General features: G+C 58.2%; 19 protein-coding genes. 16 read left to right on the top strand and 3 right to left on the bottom strand.

Features of this window, described 5'->3' with window-relative positions:
* Window positions 1–178: 178 nt before the first annotated feature.
* Window positions 179–4,387, top strand: a complete 4,209-nt coding sequence (gene rpoC / locus AC1ROR_RS07255) for a DNA-directed RNA polymerase subunit beta' (RefSeq protein ID WP_035224054.1) — start codon at window positions 179–181, stop codon at window positions 4,385–4,387.
* A 133-nt stretch (window positions 4,388–4,520) separates the two neighbouring features.
* On the opposite strand, the gene AC1ROR_RS07250 is transcribed toward rpoC, so the two are convergent.
* The 3 genes from AC1ROR_RS07250 to AC1ROR_RS07240 all read right to left on the bottom strand — a co-directional run bounded on the left by AC1ROR_RS07250 (window position 4,521) and on the right by AC1ROR_RS07240 (window position 6,358).
* Window positions 4,521–5,603 carry a helix-turn-helix transcriptional regulator gene (locus tag AC1ROR_RS07250; RefSeq protein WP_498588998.1) on the bottom strand — a complete coding sequence of 361 codons (1,083 nt, stop codon included), beginning with the start codon at window positions 5,601–5,603 and terminating at the stop codon, window positions 4,521–4,523.
* A gap of 99 nt (window positions 5,604–5,702) precedes the next feature.
* Window positions 5,703–6,053: a VOC family protein gene (locus AC1ROR_RS07245; protein WP_035224056.1), complete on the bottom strand. Its 351-nt coding sequence runs from the start codon at window positions 6,051–6,053 to the stop codon at window positions 5,703–5,705.
* An 11-nt stretch (window positions 6,054–6,064) separates the two neighbouring features.
* The gene (locus tag AC1ROR_RS07240) at window positions 6,065–6,358 is read right to left on the bottom strand and encodes a hypothetical protein (RefSeq protein WP_035224059.1); all 294 of its coding nucleotides are present in this window, start codon (window positions 6,356–6,358) and stop codon (window positions 6,065–6,067) included.
* A 529-nt stretch (window positions 6,359–6,887) separates the two neighbouring features.
* Here AC1ROR_RS07240 and rpsL point away from each other — a divergent pair.
* From rpsL to rpsQ, 15 genes are all read left to right on the top strand, one after another.
* Window positions 6,888–7,259, top strand: coding sequence for a 30S ribosomal protein S12 (gene rpsL, locus AC1ROR_RS07235; protein WP_003507760.1), 372 nt, complete (start codon window positions 6,888–6,890; stop codon window positions 7,257–7,259).
* 78 nt (window positions 7,260–7,337) lie between these two features.
* Window positions 7,338–7,808 carry a 30S ribosomal protein S7 gene (rpsG, locus tag AC1ROR_RS07230; protein WP_003507761.1) on the top strand — a complete coding sequence of 157 codons (471 nt, stop codon included), beginning with the start codon at window positions 7,338–7,340 and terminating at the stop codon, window positions 7,806–7,808.
* 34 nt (window positions 7,809–7,842) lie between these two features.
* Window positions 7,843–9,942, top strand: a complete 2,100-nt coding sequence (gene fusA / locus AC1ROR_RS07225) for an elongation factor G (RefSeq protein ID WP_080834948.1) — start codon at window positions 7,843–7,845, stop codon at window positions 9,940–9,942.
* Between the two features lie 65 nt (window positions 9,943–10,007).
* Window positions 10,008–11,183 carry an elongation factor Tu gene (gene tuf, locus AC1ROR_RS07220; RefSeq protein ID WP_003495154.1) on the top strand — a complete coding sequence of 392 codons (1,176 nt, stop codon included), beginning with the start codon at window positions 10,008–10,010 and terminating at the stop codon, window positions 11,181–11,183.
* 311 nt (window positions 11,184–11,494) lie between these two features.
* The gene (rpsJ, locus tag AC1ROR_RS07215) at window positions 11,495–11,803 is read left to right on the top strand and encodes a 30S ribosomal protein S10 (protein WP_003507767.1); all 309 of its coding nucleotides are present in this window, start codon (window positions 11,495–11,497) and stop codon (window positions 11,801–11,803) included.
* Window positions 11,804–11,971: 168 nt separating this feature from the next.
* On the top strand, window positions 11,972–12,613 hold the full coding sequence (gene rplC, locus AC1ROR_RS07210) for a 50S ribosomal protein L3 (RefSeq protein ID WP_003507769.1): 642 nt from the start codon (window positions 11,972–11,974) through the stop codon (window positions 12,611–12,613).
* Between the two features lie 12 nt (window positions 12,614–12,625).
* Entirely contained in the window at window positions 12,626–13,246 is a 621-nt protein-coding gene (gene rplD / locus AC1ROR_RS07205; RefSeq protein WP_003495173.1) for a 50S ribosomal protein L4, read from the top strand.
* Window positions 13,243–13,536 (top strand): 50S ribosomal protein L23, encoded by a 294-nt coding sequence (locus AC1ROR_RS07200; RefSeq protein ID WP_003495178.1) that lies wholly within the window; start codon window positions 13,243–13,245, stop codon window positions 13,534–13,536. The genes rplD and AC1ROR_RS07200 overlap by 4 nt, the downstream gene beginning before the upstream one ends.
* Before the next feature lie 43 nt (window positions 13,537–13,579).
* Window positions 13,580–14,416 (top strand): 50S ribosomal protein L2, encoded by an 837-nt coding sequence (rplB, locus tag AC1ROR_RS07195; protein ID WP_003507771.1) that lies wholly within the window; start codon window positions 13,580–13,582, stop codon window positions 14,414–14,416.
* Between the two features lie 15 nt (window positions 14,417–14,431).
* Entirely contained in the window at window positions 14,432–14,710 is a 279-nt protein-coding gene (rpsS, locus tag AC1ROR_RS07190; RefSeq protein ID WP_003507772.1) for a 30S ribosomal protein S19, read from the top strand.
* A 2-nt stretch (window positions 14,711–14,712) separates the two neighbouring features.
* Entirely contained in the window at window positions 14,713–15,102 is a 390-nt protein-coding gene (rplV, locus tag AC1ROR_RS07185; protein WP_003495184.1) for a 50S ribosomal protein L22, read from the top strand.
* Window positions 15,102–15,833 carry a 30S ribosomal protein S3 gene (rpsC, locus tag AC1ROR_RS07180; RefSeq protein ID WP_035224065.1) on the top strand — a complete coding sequence of 244 codons (732 nt, stop codon included), beginning with the start codon at window positions 15,102–15,104 and terminating at the stop codon, window positions 15,831–15,833. Before rplV ends, rpsC begins: the two co-directional genes overlap by 1 nt.
* A 38-nt stretch (window positions 15,834–15,871) precedes the next feature.
* Window positions 15,872–16,285, top strand: coding sequence for a 50S ribosomal protein L16 (gene rplP / locus AC1ROR_RS07175; protein WP_003495190.1), 414 nt, complete (start codon window positions 15,872–15,874; stop codon window positions 16,283–16,285).
* A gap of 12 nt (window positions 16,286–16,297) precedes the next feature.
* On the top strand, window positions 16,298–16,498 hold the full coding sequence (gene rpmC / locus AC1ROR_RS07170) for a 50S ribosomal protein L29 (RefSeq protein WP_003495193.1): 201 nt from the start codon (window positions 16,298–16,300) through the stop codon (window positions 16,496–16,498).
* An 11-nt stretch (window positions 16,499–16,509) separates the two neighbouring features.
* Window positions 16,510–16,746 carry a 30S ribosomal protein S17 gene (gene rpsQ, locus AC1ROR_RS07165; RefSeq protein ID WP_003495195.1) on the top strand — a complete coding sequence of 79 codons (237 nt, stop codon included), beginning with the start codon at window positions 16,510–16,512 and terminating at the stop codon, window positions 16,744–16,746.
* Window positions 16,747–16,912: the final 166 nt, after the last annotated feature.

The raw sequence follows: 16,912 nt of genomic DNA, 5'->3' as shown, positions 1-16,912 counted from the left end.
ATGAGAGAGGCGGGCGCCTTTTGGGCGCCTGCCGGCTCCCGCATCGGCCAGGCCGGTGTGGGACACTTTCGCCGCATTGTGCGGTTAAATCCGTATTTAAAGCTCTGGACGGTGACCCGGGAAGAAGCCGGTCCAGATGCAAACAGGGGCAGCAGCTAGCCTCTCAAGGAGACAAGGCATGAACCAAGAGGTCATGAATCTTTTCAATCCTCAGGTGCCTGCGCAGCATTTCGATTCCATCCGGATTTCGATCGCTTCGCCGGAAAAAATCCTGTCGTGGTCCTACGGCGAGATCAAGAAGCCGGAAACCATCAACTACCGTACGTTCAAGCCGGAACGCGACGGTCTCTTCTGCGCGCGCATCTTCGGACCGATCAAGGACTATGAGTGCCTGTGCGGCAAGTACAAGCGCATGAAGTACAAGGGCATCATCTGCGAAAAGTGCGGCGTCGAAGTGACGCTGTCGCGCGTTCGCCGTGAGCGCATGGGCCATATCGAGCTCGCAGCGCCGGTTGCCCATATCTGGTTCCTGAAGTCGCTTCCCTCGCGTATCTCGACCCTGCTCGACATGACGCTGAAGGATGTCGAGCGCGTTCTCTATTTCGAGAACTACATCGTCACGGAACCCGGCCTCACTTCTCTGAAGCAGAACCAGCTTCTGTCCGAAGAAGAGTACATGATCGCCGTCGACGAGTTCGGCGAAGACCAGTTCACCGCCATGATCGGCGCTGAAGCCATCTACGAGATGCTGGCTTCGATGAACCTCGAAAAGATCGCTGGCGACCTGCGTGCCGAACTTGCTGAGACCACGTCTGATCTCAAGCAGAAGAAGCTGATGAAGCGCCTGAAGATCGTCGAGAACTTCATGGAATCCGGCAACCGTCCGGAATGGATGATCATGAAGGTCGTTCCGGTCATTCCTCCGGACCTGCGTCCGCTGGTTCCGCTGGATGGCGGTCGTTTCGCGACGTCCGACCTTAACGATCTCTATCGTCGCGTCATCAACCGTAACAACCGTCTGAAGCGCCTGATCGAGCTTCGTGCGCCTGGCATCATCATCCGCAACGAAAAGCGTATGTTGCAGGAATCCGTCGATGCGCTGTTCGACAACGGCCGTCGCGGCCGCGTCATCACCGGCGCCAACAAGCGTCCGCTGAAGTCGCTCTCCGATATGCTCAAGGGCAAGCAGGGCCGCTTCCGCCAGAACCTGCTCGGCAAGCGCGTCGATTATTCCGGCCGTTCGGTCATCGTGACCGGCCCGGAACTGAAGCTGCACCAGTGCGGCCTGCCGAAGAAGATGGCGCTTGAGCTGTTCAAGCCGTTCATCTATGCCCGCCTCGACGCCAAGGGTTACTCCTCGACCGTCAAGCAGGCCAAGAAGCTGGTCGAGAAGGAAAAGCCGGAAGTCTGGGATATCCTCGACGAGGTCATCCGCGAACATCCGGTTCTCCTCAACCGTGCGCCGACGCTGCACCGTCTGGGCATCCAGGCATTCGAACCCATGCTGGTCGAAGGCAAGGCCATCCAGCTGCATCCGCTCGTCTGCACCGCCTTCAACGCCGACTTCGACGGCGACCAGATGGCCGTTCACGTGCCGCTGTCGCTCGAAGCCCAGCTTGAAGCCCGCGTGCTGATGATGTCTACCAACAACATCCTGCATCCGGCAAACGGCCACCCGATCATCGTTCCTTCGCAGGACATGGTTCTCGGCCTGTATTATCTGTCGATCATGAACCAGAACGAACCGGGCGAAGGCATGGCTTTCTCGGATATCGGCGAACTGCATCACGCGCTTGAAAACAAGGTCGTGACGCTGCATGCCAAGATCCGCGGCCGCTTCAAGACCGTGGATGCCGATGGCAAGCCGGTTTCGAAGATCCATGAAACGACCCCAGGCCGTATGCTGATTGGCGAACTTCTGCCGAAGAACGTCAACGTGCCTTTCGACGTCTGCAACCAGGAAATGACCAAGAAGAACATCTCCAAGATGATCGACACGGTCTACCGTCATTGCGGCCAGAAAGACACGGTCATCTTCTGCGACCGCATCATGCAGCTCGGCTTTGCCCATGCCTGCCGCGCCGGCATTTCGTTCGGCAAGGACGACATGGTCATTCCGGACAGCAAGGTGAAGATCGTCGGTGACACCGAAGCCTTGGTGAAGGAATACGAACAGCAGTACAATGACGGTCTCATCACCCAGGGCGAAAAGTACAACAAGGTTGTCGACGCCTGGGGCAAGGCTACCGAAAAGGTCGCCGAAGAGATGATGGCACGCATCAAGGCTGTCGAGTTCGATCCGGAAACGGGCCGCCAGAAGCCGATGAACTCCATCTACATGATGTCCCACTCGGGAGCCCGTGGTTCTCCGAACCAGATGCGTCAGCTGGGCGGCATGCGCGGCCTAATGGCGAAGCCGTCGGGTGAAATCATCGAGACTCCGATCATCTCGAACTTCAAGGAAGGCCTGACCGTTAACGAGTACTTCAACTCGACCCACGGTGCCCGTAAGGGTCTTGCAGACACCGCCCTGAAGACGGCGAACTCGGGTTACCTTACCCGCCGTCTCGTCGACGTCGCACAGGATTGCATCGTCAACTCCGTGGATTGCGGCACTGACAAGGGCCTCACCATGACCGCCATCGTCGATGCCGGTCAGGTCGTTGCCTCGCTGGGCGCACGTATCCTCGGCCGTACGGCTCTTGATGATATCGATCATCCGGTTTCCGGCGAGAACATCGTCAAGGCCGGCACGCTTATCGATGAGGCCGATGTGGCCGCCATTGAAAAGGCTGGCATCCAGTCCGTCCGCATCCGTTCGGCTCTGACCTGTGAAGTGCAGATCGGTGTCTGCGGCGTCTGCTACGGTCGTGACCTTGCACGCGGTACGCCTGTCAACATGGGCGAAGCCGTTGGCGTCATCGCCGCACAGTCGATCGGTGAACCGGGCACGCAGCTCACCATGCGTACGTTCCACCTTGGTGGTACGGCGAACGTGGTCGACCAGTCGTTCCTCGAAGCGTCGTATGAAGGCACGATCCAGATCAAGAACCGCAACATCCTGCGGAACTCCGAAGGCGTTCTCATCGCCATGGGCCGTAACATGTCCGTTACGATCCTTGACGAGCGCGGCGCGGAACGTTCCTCGCAGCGTGTCGCTTACGGTTCGAAGATCTTCGTGGATGATGGCGACAAGGTTAAGCGTGGCCAGCGTCTTGCAGAGTGGGACCCCTACACCCGTCCGATGATGACGGAAGTGGAAGGTACCGTTCACTTCGAAGACCTCGTCGATGGTCTTTCCGTTCTGGAAGCGACCGACGAATCCACCGGCATCACCAAGCGTCAGGTCATTGACTGGCGTTCGACGCCGCGCGGTTCGGACTTGAAGCCCGCAATCGTCATCAAGGACGCTTCCGGTGCTGTGGCGAAGCTTGCTCGTGGTGGCGAAGCCCGCTTCCAGCTCTCCGTCGACGCCATTCTGTCGGTCGAGCCGGGTTCGAAGGTCTCCCAGGGTGACGTGCTTGCACGTTCGCCGCTGGAAAGCGCCAAGACGAAGGACATCACCGGTGGTCTGCCGCGCGTTGCCGAATTGTTCGAAGCCCGTCGTCCGAAGGATCACGCCATCATCGCTGAGATCGATGGTACGATCCGCCTCGGCCGCGACTACAAGAACAAGCGTCGCGTGATGATCGAGCCTGCGGAAGACGGCGTCGAGCCGGTCGAATACCTGATCCCGAAGGGCAAGCCCTTCCATCTTCAGGAAGGCGACTACATCGAGAAGGGCGAATACATTCTCGACGGCAACCCGGCACCGCATGACATTCTGGCGATCAAGGGCGTGGAGGCTCTGGCTTCCTACCTCGTGAACGAAATCCAGGAAGTCTACCGTCTGCAGGGCGTTGTGATCAACGACAAGCACATCGAAGTGATCGTTCGCCAGATGCTGCAGAAGGTTGAAATCACCGATGCCGGCGACAGCCAGTACATCGTTGGTGACAACGTCGATCGCATCGAGCTTGACGACAACAACGACCGCCTGATCGAAGAAGGCAAGAAGCCTGCCTATGGCGAGCCGGTTCTGCTCGGCATCACCAAGGCTTCGCTGCAGACGCCGTCCTTCATCTCGGCCGCATCGTTCCAAGAAACCACCAAGGTTCTCACGGAAGCTGCGATTGCCGGCAAGACGGACACGCTGCAGGGCCTCAAGGAAAACGTCATCGTCGGCCGCCTCATCCCGGCCGGTACTGGCGGCACCATGACGCAGATCCGCCGCATCGCCACCTCGCGCGACGACCTCATCCTCGAGGAACGCCGCAAGGGTACGGGTGCAGGTTCTGCGAACCAGATGCTGCAGGACATGACCGATCAGGTTCCGGCTGCGGAATAAGGTCGGGGCAGGGGCTTTACGAAGCCCCGCCGAAGTTCAGTAACGAAAACGCCCGGAGTGATCCGGGCGTTTTTTGTTTCGCGCAGGGGCGAGGGGGCAATCCGATCTTGAAATTATCCGCGCAGGAGTGTTTTCAATCCTGTTCGCCGATGGTGTAGCGTGTCAAAACCGAAAGCCGGCGAACGAGATCGGTCTGGCCGGTGCTGCCGGTCTTGGCATAGATTGACTTGGCGTTACTGCGGACGGTCTCATGGGATATATTCAATTGCTTCGCCACTGAGGGAAGCGAAAGCCCCTTCATGATCTCCAGTGCGACGCGGGCCTCGCCCCTGGTGAGATCGTAAAGGCCCTTCAGGAGCGGCGTGGCGTCGGCAACCGTATCCGTGGGTTGCGATATCAACACGATGGCGGAGCCGTTCGGCGACAGGTCAAGCGCGTCCTTGCGCAATGGTATGACGTGAAGGATGCAGGCCCTGTCTTCTGCCGGCAGAGGGAAGGAGCCGACATTGTGCCCGGCGAGCGCCTTGTAGAGTAGCCGGTTCACTCTTTCGTCAGAGATCACAATCCTGTCGCGTGCCCGGGTGGAAATGAATTTCTGGATTTTCTGGAACAGGGTGTTGGCGGAAAGAACACGCCCGCTTGCCTGAAGCACGGCCGCCGGCGCGCCTATGGCGTTGAGGCCAAGCGTGATGGCATCGGCCTTCTGGCGCTGCAGCCCTGTTGCGAGCGTGAGGCTGCGGGCGATATGCGGCCTTAGCTGGCCGAGGGCGGCCATGGTCTCCGGCCCGATGACGCCGCTTTCGAGCCTGCGCTCGAAAAGTACGGTCATCTCCGGGTGGTCGGGTGGTGCGACCTGCGTCGACACCCCATATCCCAGTCCGCGCGGCATGAGAAAGTCACGCACGATCGGCAAACCCGCCCATTCGTCATGGGTGAAAACATCGAAATCATGCACGAAGGAAAATTGCCCCTCGCGGATTGCGCGGGTGAGGCGGTCATTGCGGTGATTCCAGCCGCCCTCCATGAAGGCCTGCATCAGTTCCTGGAAATTCGGCGTGAAGAGCCAGGCCTCTTCCTCGCCCTTGCCCCAGGTGAGCGCCCCGCCCCAGAAATCCAGCCGGTGGCCGATTGCGGCTATGACCTTTGCCCAACGGTTGGGGAAGAGTGCCGCCTCATAGATGTCATCAAGGATGTCTGCCGACGATATATTATTCAACCCGCCACCGAAATATTATGCCGGGACCACTTTAAGCTGATGTTTTCGTGTTGTTCAATAGATGGCGTGATTAATACTATTGTATTTAAAGTATATGTTCTATGAGTGACTTAATATATTTACAAGTCTTCCATAGGGATCGCGCAGAAACAGGCGGCGGACGCCCCAGGGCTCGGAGACGGGGCCGTATTCGATCGGCAGTTCCGCCTTCAGGATTTTGGCGTGAACCTCGTCGAAATTGTCGATCTCGATGGAGAGATCCGGAACGGCTGTACCGGAGCCTCCTTCGCTGGCGAAGCTGATCTGCACCATGGCTTCCAGCGGACTTGCATAGGTGACGATCCAGCCGTGGTCCATGGCGACGGTCATGCCGAGAATATCGCGGTAAAAGACACCCGCTTTTGTCAGGTCGGGTGTCGATATATTGGCGACGATGCGTCTGACCGTCATCTGGCCGGCTCTCAGGCGAAGCGGATGATGGCGACTTCGCCTTCCAATGCGCCCTGATAGGCGGAAGCGTGTGGCTCCTCATCCGGCACTTCGGTCAGCATGCCGATCTGGTCGAGATCAGCTTCGATGAAACCTTCCTCGGAAAGCGCGTTCAGCGTTTCACGGACGGCGGTGTCATCATCCGGCGCGCGCAGGATGACGTGGATGTCGATGCCCTCGGAATTGTCATTCTCGTAAGCCTTGCCGATGACGATGAAGACCATCGGCTCGTCGCGTCCATTGTCGTTGTCGGGGAGGGTGCTCATGACGCGGTTCCTTGATGTGTCGTTGTGAGTACGCGGGTCGGCCGGAATCGGTCTTGCGCGCGGCGGGTGAAGTCTTTGGTCCGCCTGAGGGAATCAATAGACGGATTTTATGAAAAGCCAAAGGCCGGAGGTCAAAATCGCTGTTGGCGACGATGACTTATGTTAGAAGCGGGGAGAAATGGCCCGTGCGCGGGCTTTGTGGCCGCGGGTGCCCCCGCAAAATGTGGATTCACCCTTGACGAAAGCTGGCTAAAACAGTAGTACGCCCGCCATCGGAGCCTCTGTGGGTGCTGGCCGTTCGGTAACCTTTTTCCCGAACATCATCTCAAACGGGTCTCCATTGCACGTAGAAGACACGAATGTTGCACGCAAGACGCCTCATCCGGTGTCCTCTGCTCTTGGTGGTCCATCCGTGAAAACGGATCGGGCCACGTTTTGCGCATGAGGATATATGCGTGCATCGTCGCCGGCAACGGCATAGCCGCCACCCGTCAGGGTGGCTAAAGTAGTTTTTGCAAGGGATGGTTATATGCCTACCGTAAACCAGCTGATCCGCAAGCCTCGCCAGGCACAGGTAAAGCGCAACAAGGTTCCTGCTCTTCAGGAAAACCCGCAGAAGCGTGGCGTTTGCACCCGCGTTTACACGACGACCCCGAAGAAGCCGAACTCGGCTCTGCGTAAGGTTGCCAAGATCCGCCTCACCAACGGCTTCGAAGTCATCGGCTACATTCCAGGCGAAGGTCACAACCTTCAGGAACACTCCGTGGTCATGATCCGCGGCGGCCGCGTAAAGGACTTGCCGGGCGTGCGTTACCACATCATCCGCGGTGTTCTCGATACCCAGGGCGTCAAGAACCGCAAGCAGCGCCGCTCCAAGTACGGTGCGAAGCGTCCGAAGTAATTCGGGTTTAAACAAATTCCGGCGCTGCGCGAGGTTCTCCGCGTGGTTTAGCGTCAATAACATTGAGAGACAAAGAATATGTCCCGTCGCCATAGTGCAGAAAAGCGTGAGATCAATCCGGACCCGAAGTTCGGCGATCTGGTCGTCACCAAGTTCATGAACGCCATCATGCTTCACGGCAAGAAGTCGGTCGCAGAAAGCATCGTTTACGGCGCATTCGACGTCGTTCAGGGCAAGACGAAGCAGGAGCCGCTCGGCGTGTTCCACTCCGCCCTCGACAACGTTGCTCCGCACGTTGAAGTGCGTTCGCGCCGCGTTGGTGGTGCCACGTATCAGGTTCCCGTCGACGTTCGCCCCGAGCGCCGTCAGGCCCTCGCTATCCGCTGGCTGATCACGGCTGCCCGCAAGCGCAACGAAACGACCATGGTCGATCGCCTTTCCGGCGAACTCATGGACGCTGCGAACAACCGCGGTTCTGCTGTCAAGAAGCGCGAAGACACGCACAAGATGGCTGACGCCAACCGCGCATTCTCGCATTACCGCTGGTAATCTTAACCGGTCGCATATCGAAAGGCAGTCCATTATGGCTCGCGAATATAAAATCGAAGACTACCGCAATTTCGGTATCATGGCGCATATCGACGCCGGCAAGACGACGACCACCGAGCGTATCCTTTATTACACCGGTAAGTCGCACAAGATCGGCGAAGTTCACGATGGCGCTGCCACGATGGACTGGATGGAGCAGGAGCAGGAGCGTGGTATCACCATCACCTCCGCAGCCACCACGACCTTCTGGAAGGGTCGCGATGGCAAGATGCGCCGCTTCAACATCATCGACACCCCCGGCCACGTCGACTTCACCATTGAAGTCGAGCGTTCGCTGCGCGTTCTCGACGGCGCCATCGCGCTGCTCGATGCCAACGCCGGTGTTGAGCCGCAGACGGAAACCGTCTGGCGCCAGGCCGAGAAGTATCATGTTCCGCGCATGATCTTCTGCAACAAGATGGACAAGACCGGTGCTGACTTCTACCGCTCGGTAGAAATGATCAAGACCCGCCTCGGCGCCATCGCCGTTGTCATGCAGCTGCCGATCGGCGCTGAGACCGAGTTCAAGGGCGTTATCGACCTGATCGAGATGAACGCACTCATCTGGCGCGACGAATCGCTCGGCGCTCAGTGGGACGTCGTCGAAATCCCTGATGACATGAAGGCCAAGGCTGACGAATATCGCGAAAAGCTGATCGAGACCGTTGTCGAGATCGACGAAGAAGCGATGGAAGACTACCTGAACGGCATCATGCCCGACAACGACAAGATCCGCGCGCTCGTTCGCCGCGGCACCATCGACGTGAAGTTCCACCCGATGTTCTGCGGTACCGCGTTCAAGAACAAGGGCGTTCAGCCGCTTCTCGACGCCGTCGTCGACTACCTGCCTTCTCCGCTGGACATTCCGGCGATCAAGGGCATCGACTTCAAGACCGAAGCCGAAATCGAACGTCATGCCGACGACAGCGAGCCGCTTTCCATGCTCGCGTTCAAGATCATGAACGACCCCTTCGTCGGTTCGCTGACCTTCGCACGTATCTACTCGGGCAAGCTCGAAAAGGGTACGTCTGTCATCAACACGGTCAAGGACAAGCGCGAGCGCGTCGGCCGTATGCTGCAGATGCACTCCAACAGCCGTGAAGACATCGAAGAAGCCTTCGCAGGCGACATCGTTGCTCTGGCTGGCCTCAAGGAAACCACCACTGGCGATACGCTCTGCGATCCGCTGAAGCCGGTTATCCTCGAGCGCATGGAATTCCCCGAGCCGGTCATCCAGATCGCGATCGAGCCGAAGACCAAGGGCGACCAGGAAAAGATGGGCCTCGCGCTCAACCGTCTGGCTGCTGAAGATCCTTCGTTCCGCGTCAAGACGGATGAAGAATCCGGTCAGACGATCATCGCGGGCATGGGCGAACTTCACCTCGACATTCTCGTTGACCGTATGCGTCGCGAGTTCAAGGTTGAAGCAACCGTCGGCGCTCCGCAGGTTGCCTATCGCGAAACCATCACGCGTCAGCACGAAGAAGACTACACGCACAAGAAGCAGTCTGGTGGTACCGGTCAGTTCGCTCGCGTGAAGATCATCTTCGAACCGAACCCCGAAGGCGAAGACTTCAAGTTCGAATCCAAGATCGTCGGCGGTGCTGTTCCGAAGGAATACATTCCGGGCGTTCAGAAGGGTATCGAAAGCGTCCTGTCTTCTGGTCCGCTCGCTGGCTTCCCGATGCTCGGCGTCAAGGCGACCCTGATCGACGGTGCATTCCACGACGTCGACTCGTCGGTTCTCGCCTTCGAAATCGCATCGCGTGCCTGCTTCCGTGAAGCAGCGAAGAAGGCTGGTGCACAGCTTCTCGAGCCGATGATGAAGGTCGAAGTCGTTACGCCGGAAGATTACGTCGGTGACGTTATCGGTGACCTCAATTCCCGCCGTGGTCAGATCCAGGGTCAGGAAAGCCGTGGTATCGCCGTTGTCATCAACGCGCATGTTCCGCTCGCGAACATGTTCAAGTACGTCGACAACCTGCGCTCCATGTCGCAGGGCCGCGCTCAGTACTCGATGACGTTCGATCACTATTCGCCGGTTCCGTCGAACGTGGCGCAGGAAATCCAGGCTAAGTACTCCGGTCAGAAGTGATCGGGGTACGCCCCACCGAATTTTGAAGATTATTCCCGTCAAGGGACAAGAATGGAGAGCCACTAATGGCAAAGAGCAAGTTTGAGCGCAATAAGCCGCACGTCAACATTGGCACGATCGGTCACGTTGACCATGGCAAGACGTCGCTGACCGCCGCGATCACGAAGTTCTTCGGCGAGTTCAAGGCGTATGACCAGATCGACGCCGCGCCTGAAGAAAAGGCACGTGGTATCACGATTTCGACGGCCCACGTTGAGTATGAGACGCCGAACCGTCACTACGCGCACGTTGACTGCCCCGGCCACGCCGACTACGTGAAGAACATGATCACCGGTGCTGCCCAGATGGACGGCGCGATTCTGGTTTGCTCGGCCGCTGACGGCCCGATGCCGCAGACCCGCGAGCACATCCTGCTTGCCCGTCAGGTTGGCGTTCCGGCAATCGTCGTGTTCCTCAACAAGGTCGACCAGGTTGACGACGCCGAGCTTCTCGAGCTCGTCGAGCTGGAAGTTCGCGAACTTCTGTCGTCCTACGACTTCCCGGGCGACGATATTCCGATCATCAAGGGTTCGGCACTTGCCGCTCTTGAAGACAGCGACAAGAAGATCGGTGAAGACGCGATCCGCGAGCTGATGGCCGCTGTTGACGCCTACATCCCGACACCTGAGCGTCCGATCGACCAGCCGTTCCTGATGCCGATCGAAGACGTGTTCTCGATCTCTGGCCGTGGTACGGTTGTGACGGGTCGCGTTGAGCGCGGTATCGTCAAGGTTGGTGAAGAAGTCGAAATCGTCGGCATTCGTCCGACCTCGAAGACGACGGTTACCGGCGTTGAAATGTTCCGCAAGCTGCTCGACCAGGGCCAGGCCGGCGACAACATCGGTGCGCTGGTTCGCGGCGTTACCCGTGACGGCGTTGAGCGTGGTCAGATCCTGTGCAAGCCGGGTTCGGTCAAGCCGCACAAGAAGTTCATGGCAGAAGCCTACATCCTGACGAAGGAAGAAGGCGGCCGTCATACGCCGTTCTTCACGAACTACCGTCCGCAGTTCTACTTCCGCACGACGGACGTGACCGGCATCGTTTCGCTGCCGGAAGGCACGGAAATGGTTATGCCTGGCGACAACGTCACGGTTGAAGTCGAGCTGATCGTTCCGATCGCGATGGAAGAAAAGCTGCGCTTCGCTATCCGCGAAGGCGGCCGTACCGTCGGCGCCGGCATCGTGGCTTCGATCGTCGAGTAATTTCGACTTTTAAAATTCAGGCCGGCGGCGGTGTCACAAACACCGCCGCCGGACTTTTGATAAAAAGCCTGGCGGCGTTGCATTTTTAGTGCTTGAAAAATTCGGTGAAAGCGCGTAAACGCGCACTCACACTCACCGCTGGATTCGCAAGCGATTGCGAAACGCGGTGTTTTAGCAATACAGACAACTGAAATGATTGGGATGCGATAGCGCATTTCTCTCGATTTTTGAAAATCTGCGGCGCCACGATCAATAGAAGTTCATGTGTTTCCGCGTGCGGAAACGAATAACAAAGAACAAGGACAAGACGAATGAACGGCCAGAATATCCGTATCCGCCTCAAGGCGTTCGATCACCGGATCCTCGATGCCTCTACCCGTGAAATCGTGTCGACCGCAAAGCGCACCGGCGCCAGCGTTCGCGGCCCGGTTCCGCTCCCCACCCGCATCGAAAAGTTTACCGTCAACCGCTCTCCTCACGTTGATAAGAAGAGCCGTGAACAGTTCGAAATGCGGACGCACAAGCGTCTTCTCGATATCGTTGACCCCACCCCGCAGACTGTCGATGCTCTGATGAAGCTCGACCTCGCTGCTGGCGTTGACGTGGAAATCAAGCTCTAAGACCCGGCCCGATCCATCCAAGGTGAGGGCTGAAATAACAAGGAAGGTACGTGGAGCAATCCAACGACTTCCAAACCGGAGACCGGAAACATCGTGAGATGTCGAAGGGCACTCCTTAACAAAGGCCAGAGAGGGTTTTCCCTTCAAGGCTCGCAAGAGGATGAACCAATGCGTTCAGGTGTGATTGCACAGAAAGTGGGTATGACACGCGTCTATAACGACGCAGGTGAACATATCCCTGTAACAGTATTGCGACTGGATAACGTACAAGTCGTTGCCCAGCGCACGGAAGACAAGAATGGCTATACCGCAGTTCAGCTCGGTGCCGGCCAGTCCAAGGTCAAGAACACGACGAAGGCACTTCGCGGTCATTTTGCCGCTGCCAATGTCGAACCGAAAGCCAAGCTCGTCGAGTTCCGGGTTTCCCCCGAGAACCTGATCGACATCGGTGCAACACTGACCGCAAATCATTTTCAGTCCGGCCAGCTGGTCGACGTCACTGGAACCACGATCGGTAAGGGCTTTGCCGGTGCTATGAAGCGTCACAACTTCGGTGGTGGTCGCGCTTCGCACGGTAACTCCGTATCGCACCGTGCACACGGTTCGACCGGTAACAACCAGGATCCGGGCCGCGTCTGGAAGGGCAAGCGCATGGCTGGTCATATGGGCCAGACGCGCGTTACGACCCAGAACCTCGAAGTCGTTTCGACCGATGAAGACCGTGGCCTCATCCTCGTGAAGGGTGCAGTTCCCGGCTCGAAGGGTTCCTGGATCATCGTCCGCGACGCCGTCAAGTCGGCTGCGAAGTAAGGGAGCCTTATCATGGAATTGAACGTCAAGACCCTCGAGGGAAAAGACGCCGGCAAGGTTTCTCTGTCGGATGAGATCTTCGGCCTCGACCCCCGCCAGGACATCCTGGCCCGCATGGTTCGCTGGCAGCTTGCAAAGAAGCAGCAGGGAACCCACAAGTCCAAGAACCGGTCGGAAGTTTCCCGCACCGGCGCGAAGATGTACAAGCAGAAGGGTACGGGCCGCGCTCGTCACCATTCGGCTCGCGCACCGCAGTTCCGCGGCGGCGGCAAGGCCCACGGCCCGGTCGTTCGCAGCCACGCCCACGACCTTCCCAAGAAGGTTCGCGCGCTCGCTCTGCGTCACGCTTTGTCTGCAAAGCTGAAGGCTGAAGAACTGATCATCGTTGATCAGCTCGTTGCGTCCGAAGCAAAGACCAAGGCTCTGCTGGGCAGCTTCGCTTCGCTTGGCCTGACCAACGCTCTCGTTATCGGTGGCGCTGAACTTGATGGCAACTTCAAGCTCGCAGCCCAGAACATCCCGAATGTGGACGTTCTGCCGGTACAGGGCATCAATGTTTACGACATCCTGCGCCGTGGCAAGCTGGTGCTTTCCAAGGCTGCTGTAGAGGCTCTGGAGGAGCGGTTCAAATGACGGATCTTCGCCACTACGATGTGATCGTATCTCCTTCGATCACGGAAAAGTCGACGCTGGTATCCGAACAGAACCAGGTCGTATTCAACGTCGCCAAGAGCGCTTCCAAGCCTGAAATCAAGGCTGCCGTGGAAGCTCTCTTCGGTGTCAAAGTCACGGCTGTGAACACGCTTATCCGCAAGGGTAAGACCCGTCGTTTCCGTGGGTTCGCCGGTAAGCTTAAGGACGTCAAGAAAGCCGTCGTTACGCTCGCCGAAGGTCAATCCATCGACGTGTCCACCGGACTCTAAAGGTTAGGCCCAAGCGGGCAAAGACCCAAAAGGGAACAAGAATATGGCATTGAAAAGTTTCAATCCGACCACGCCGAGCCAGCGCCAGCTGGTTATCGTGGACCGCGCGTCGCTCTACAAGGGCAAGCCGGTAAAGGCTCTCACCCAGGGCCTCAGCTCCAAGGGTGGCCGCAACAACCAGGGCCGGATCACCGTCCGGTTCCAGGGTGGCGGTCACAAGCGGACCTATCGTCTGGTGGATTTCAAGCGTCGCAAGTTCGACGTTGAAGGCACCGTTGAGCGTCTGGAATACGACCCCAACCGCACCGCGTTCATCGCGCTGGTTACGTATACCGACGGCGAACAGGCTTACATTCTCGCGCCACAGCGTCTCGCTGCCGGTGACAAGGTGATCGCCTCCGACAAGGCAGTGGACGTGAAGCCCGGCAACACCATGCCGCTTCAGTACATTCCGGTCGGTTCGATCATCCACAACGTCGAGATGAAGCCGGGCAAGGGCGGTCAGATCGCTCGCTCCGCCGGTACGTATGTCCAGCTCGTCGGCCGCGATGCCGGTATGGCCATCCTGCGTCTCAACTCGGGCGAACAGCGTCTGGTGCATGGCTCGTGCCTCGCATCGATCGGCGCTGTTTCGAACTCGGATCACGGCAACATCAACGACGGCAAGGCTGGTCGTTCGCGTTGGCGTGGCAAGCGTCCGCACGTTCGCGGCGTCGTCATGAACCCGGTCGACCACCCGCACGGTGGTGGTGAAGGTCGCACGTCGGGTGGTCGCCACCCGGTTACTCCGTGGGGTAAGCCCACGAAGGGCAAGCGCACCCGTTCGAACAAGTCGACCGACAAGTTCATCATGCGCTCGCGCCATCAGCGTAAGAAGTAAGAGAGGTAGTCACTAATGGCTCGTTCAGTATGGAAAGGTCCGTTTGTTGACGGCTATCTTCTCACCAAGGCTGAGAAGGTGCGCGAGAGCGGACGTAACGAAGTAATCAAGATCTGGAGCCGTCGCTCCACGATCCTGCCGCAGTTCGTTGGTCTGACCTTCGGCGTTTATAACGGCAGCAAGCATGTGCCCGTCTCCGTCAACGAAGACATGGTCGGACACAAGTTCGGTGAATTCTCTCCGACCCGTACCTATTACGGTCACGGCGCGGACAAGAAGGCAAAGAGGAAGTAATCATGGCGAAGGCTAAGACCGAACGCCGGCTGAAGGACAATGAGGCTCAGGCCATTGCCCGTACGCTCCGCGTCAGCCCCCAGAAACTGAACCTGGTTGCCGCTCTTATCCGTGGCAAGAAGGTTGATCGCGCTCTCGCCGAGCTCGAATTCTCCCGCAAGCGCATCGCAGGCACCGTCAAGAAGACGCTCGAATCTGCGATTGCCAATGCGGAAAACAACCATGACCTCGACGTCGACGCTCTCGTCGTCGCCGAGGCCTATGTTGGCAAGTCCATCACCATGAAGCGTTTCCACGCCCGTGGCCGTGGTCGTGCATCCCGCATTGAAAAGCCGTTCTCTCACCTCACGATCGTTGTTCGTGAAGTTGAGGAAAAAGGGGAGGCCGCATAATGGGTCAGAAAATCAATCCGATCGGCTTCCGCCTCGGCATCAACCGTACCTGGGATAGCCGCTGGTACGCTGACACTGCCGAATACGGCAAGCTTCTGCATGAAGACCTGAAGATCCGGGCTTACCTGATCAAGGAACTCAAGCAGGCCGGTATCGCCAAGGTGGTCATCGAGCGTCCGCACAAGAAGTGCCGCGTCACGATCCACTCGGCTCGTCCGGGTCTGATCATCGGCAAGAAGGGCGCGGACATCGAGAAGCTTCGCAAGAAGCTTTCCGAGATGACCGACTCCGAAACGCACCTCAACATCGTTGAAGTGCGCAAGCCGGAAATCGACGCGACGCTGGTTGCCCAGTCGATCGCTCAGCAGCTCGAGCGCCGCGTGGCTTTCCGCCGTGCGATGAAGCGTGCTGTTCAGTCCGCAATGCGTCTTGGCGCCGAAGGCATCAAGATCACCTGCGGCGGCCGTCTCGGCGGTGCTGAAATCGCTCGTACCGAATGGTACCGCGAAGGCCGCGTTCCGCTGCACACGCTGCGTGCGGACATCGATTACGGCACGGCAGAAGCTGAAACCGCATTCGGCATCTGCGGCATCAAGGTCTGGATCTTCAAGGGCGAAATCCTTGAGCACGATCCGATGGCTTCTGAGCGTCGCGGTCTCGAAGGCGACGCACAGGGCCCTGCAAGCCGTGAGCGTGGCGATCGTCCCGATCGTCGTCGCGAAAACGCTTGATTGACGCTGGCGAAAGATAAGCTCGGAGAAGTAAGAAAATGTTGCAGCCAAAGCGTACTAAGTACCGTAAGCAGTTCAAGGGACGCATCAAGGGCGTTGCCAAGGGCGGCTTTGACCTGGCATTCGGTGAATTCGGCTTGAAGTCGCAGGAACCGAACCGCGTGAACGCACGCGAGATCGAAGCGGCCCGCCGCGCGATCACGCGTTACATGAAGCGCGCAGGTCGTGTGTGGATCCGCGTATTCCCTGACGTTCCGGTTACGGCAAAGCCGACCGAAGTTCGTATGGGTAAGGGCAAGGGTTCGGTCGATTACTGGGCATGCAAGGTCAAGCCCGGTCGTATGATGTTCGAGATCGACGGTGTGTCCGAGGAGATCGCCCGTGAGGCGCTTCGTCTCGGCGCTGCCAAGCTCTCGGTCAAGACGCGCTTCGTACAGCGCATCGCAGAGTAAGGAGCAAGGCACATGAAAGCCGATGAAGTTCGCGGCCTCAGCGCCGACCAGCTCAAGGACAAGCTCGCCGATCTGAAGAAGGAGCAGTTCAACCTGCGCTTCCAGAAGGCAACTGGTCAGCTGGAGAAGTCCTCGCGCATCAACGAAGTCCGCAAGGACATCGCCCGCGTTAAAACCATTGCCCGCCAGAAGGCGGCAGAAGCCAAGGCCTAAGGAAAAATAATATGCCGAAACGCATTCTGCAGGGCGTCGTAGTGTCCGACAAGAACGAGAAGACTGTCGTTGTCCGCGTTGAGCGTCGATTCGCTCACCCGCTGCTTCAGAAGACCGTTCGCCGTTCGAAGAAGTACAAGGCGCACGACGAAAACAATCAGTATAAGGTCGGCGATGTCGTTTCCATCGAGGAATGCGCACCGATCTCCAAGGACAAGCGCTGGACGGTTGTATCCGCCCAGGCTTAATTTCATCAGAATCGCGCCAGGTCTCTTGTACTTGGCGCGAAATCCTGTATGAAGCACCGCAAGGACGCTCGTGAATCGAGCGTCTTTTGCTTTGATGCGCACGGAAGGTCCCTTGGGAAACCACCCTGTCACGACATTTCCGCGCAAAAAAAGAGATATTCATAAG

Source organism: Agrobacterium sp. GW821-FHT14E08 (assembly GCF_058803865.1).
The sequence above is the reverse complement of the archived record's forward strand: the minus strand, read 5'-3'. Positions and strand labels throughout refer to the sequence as shown.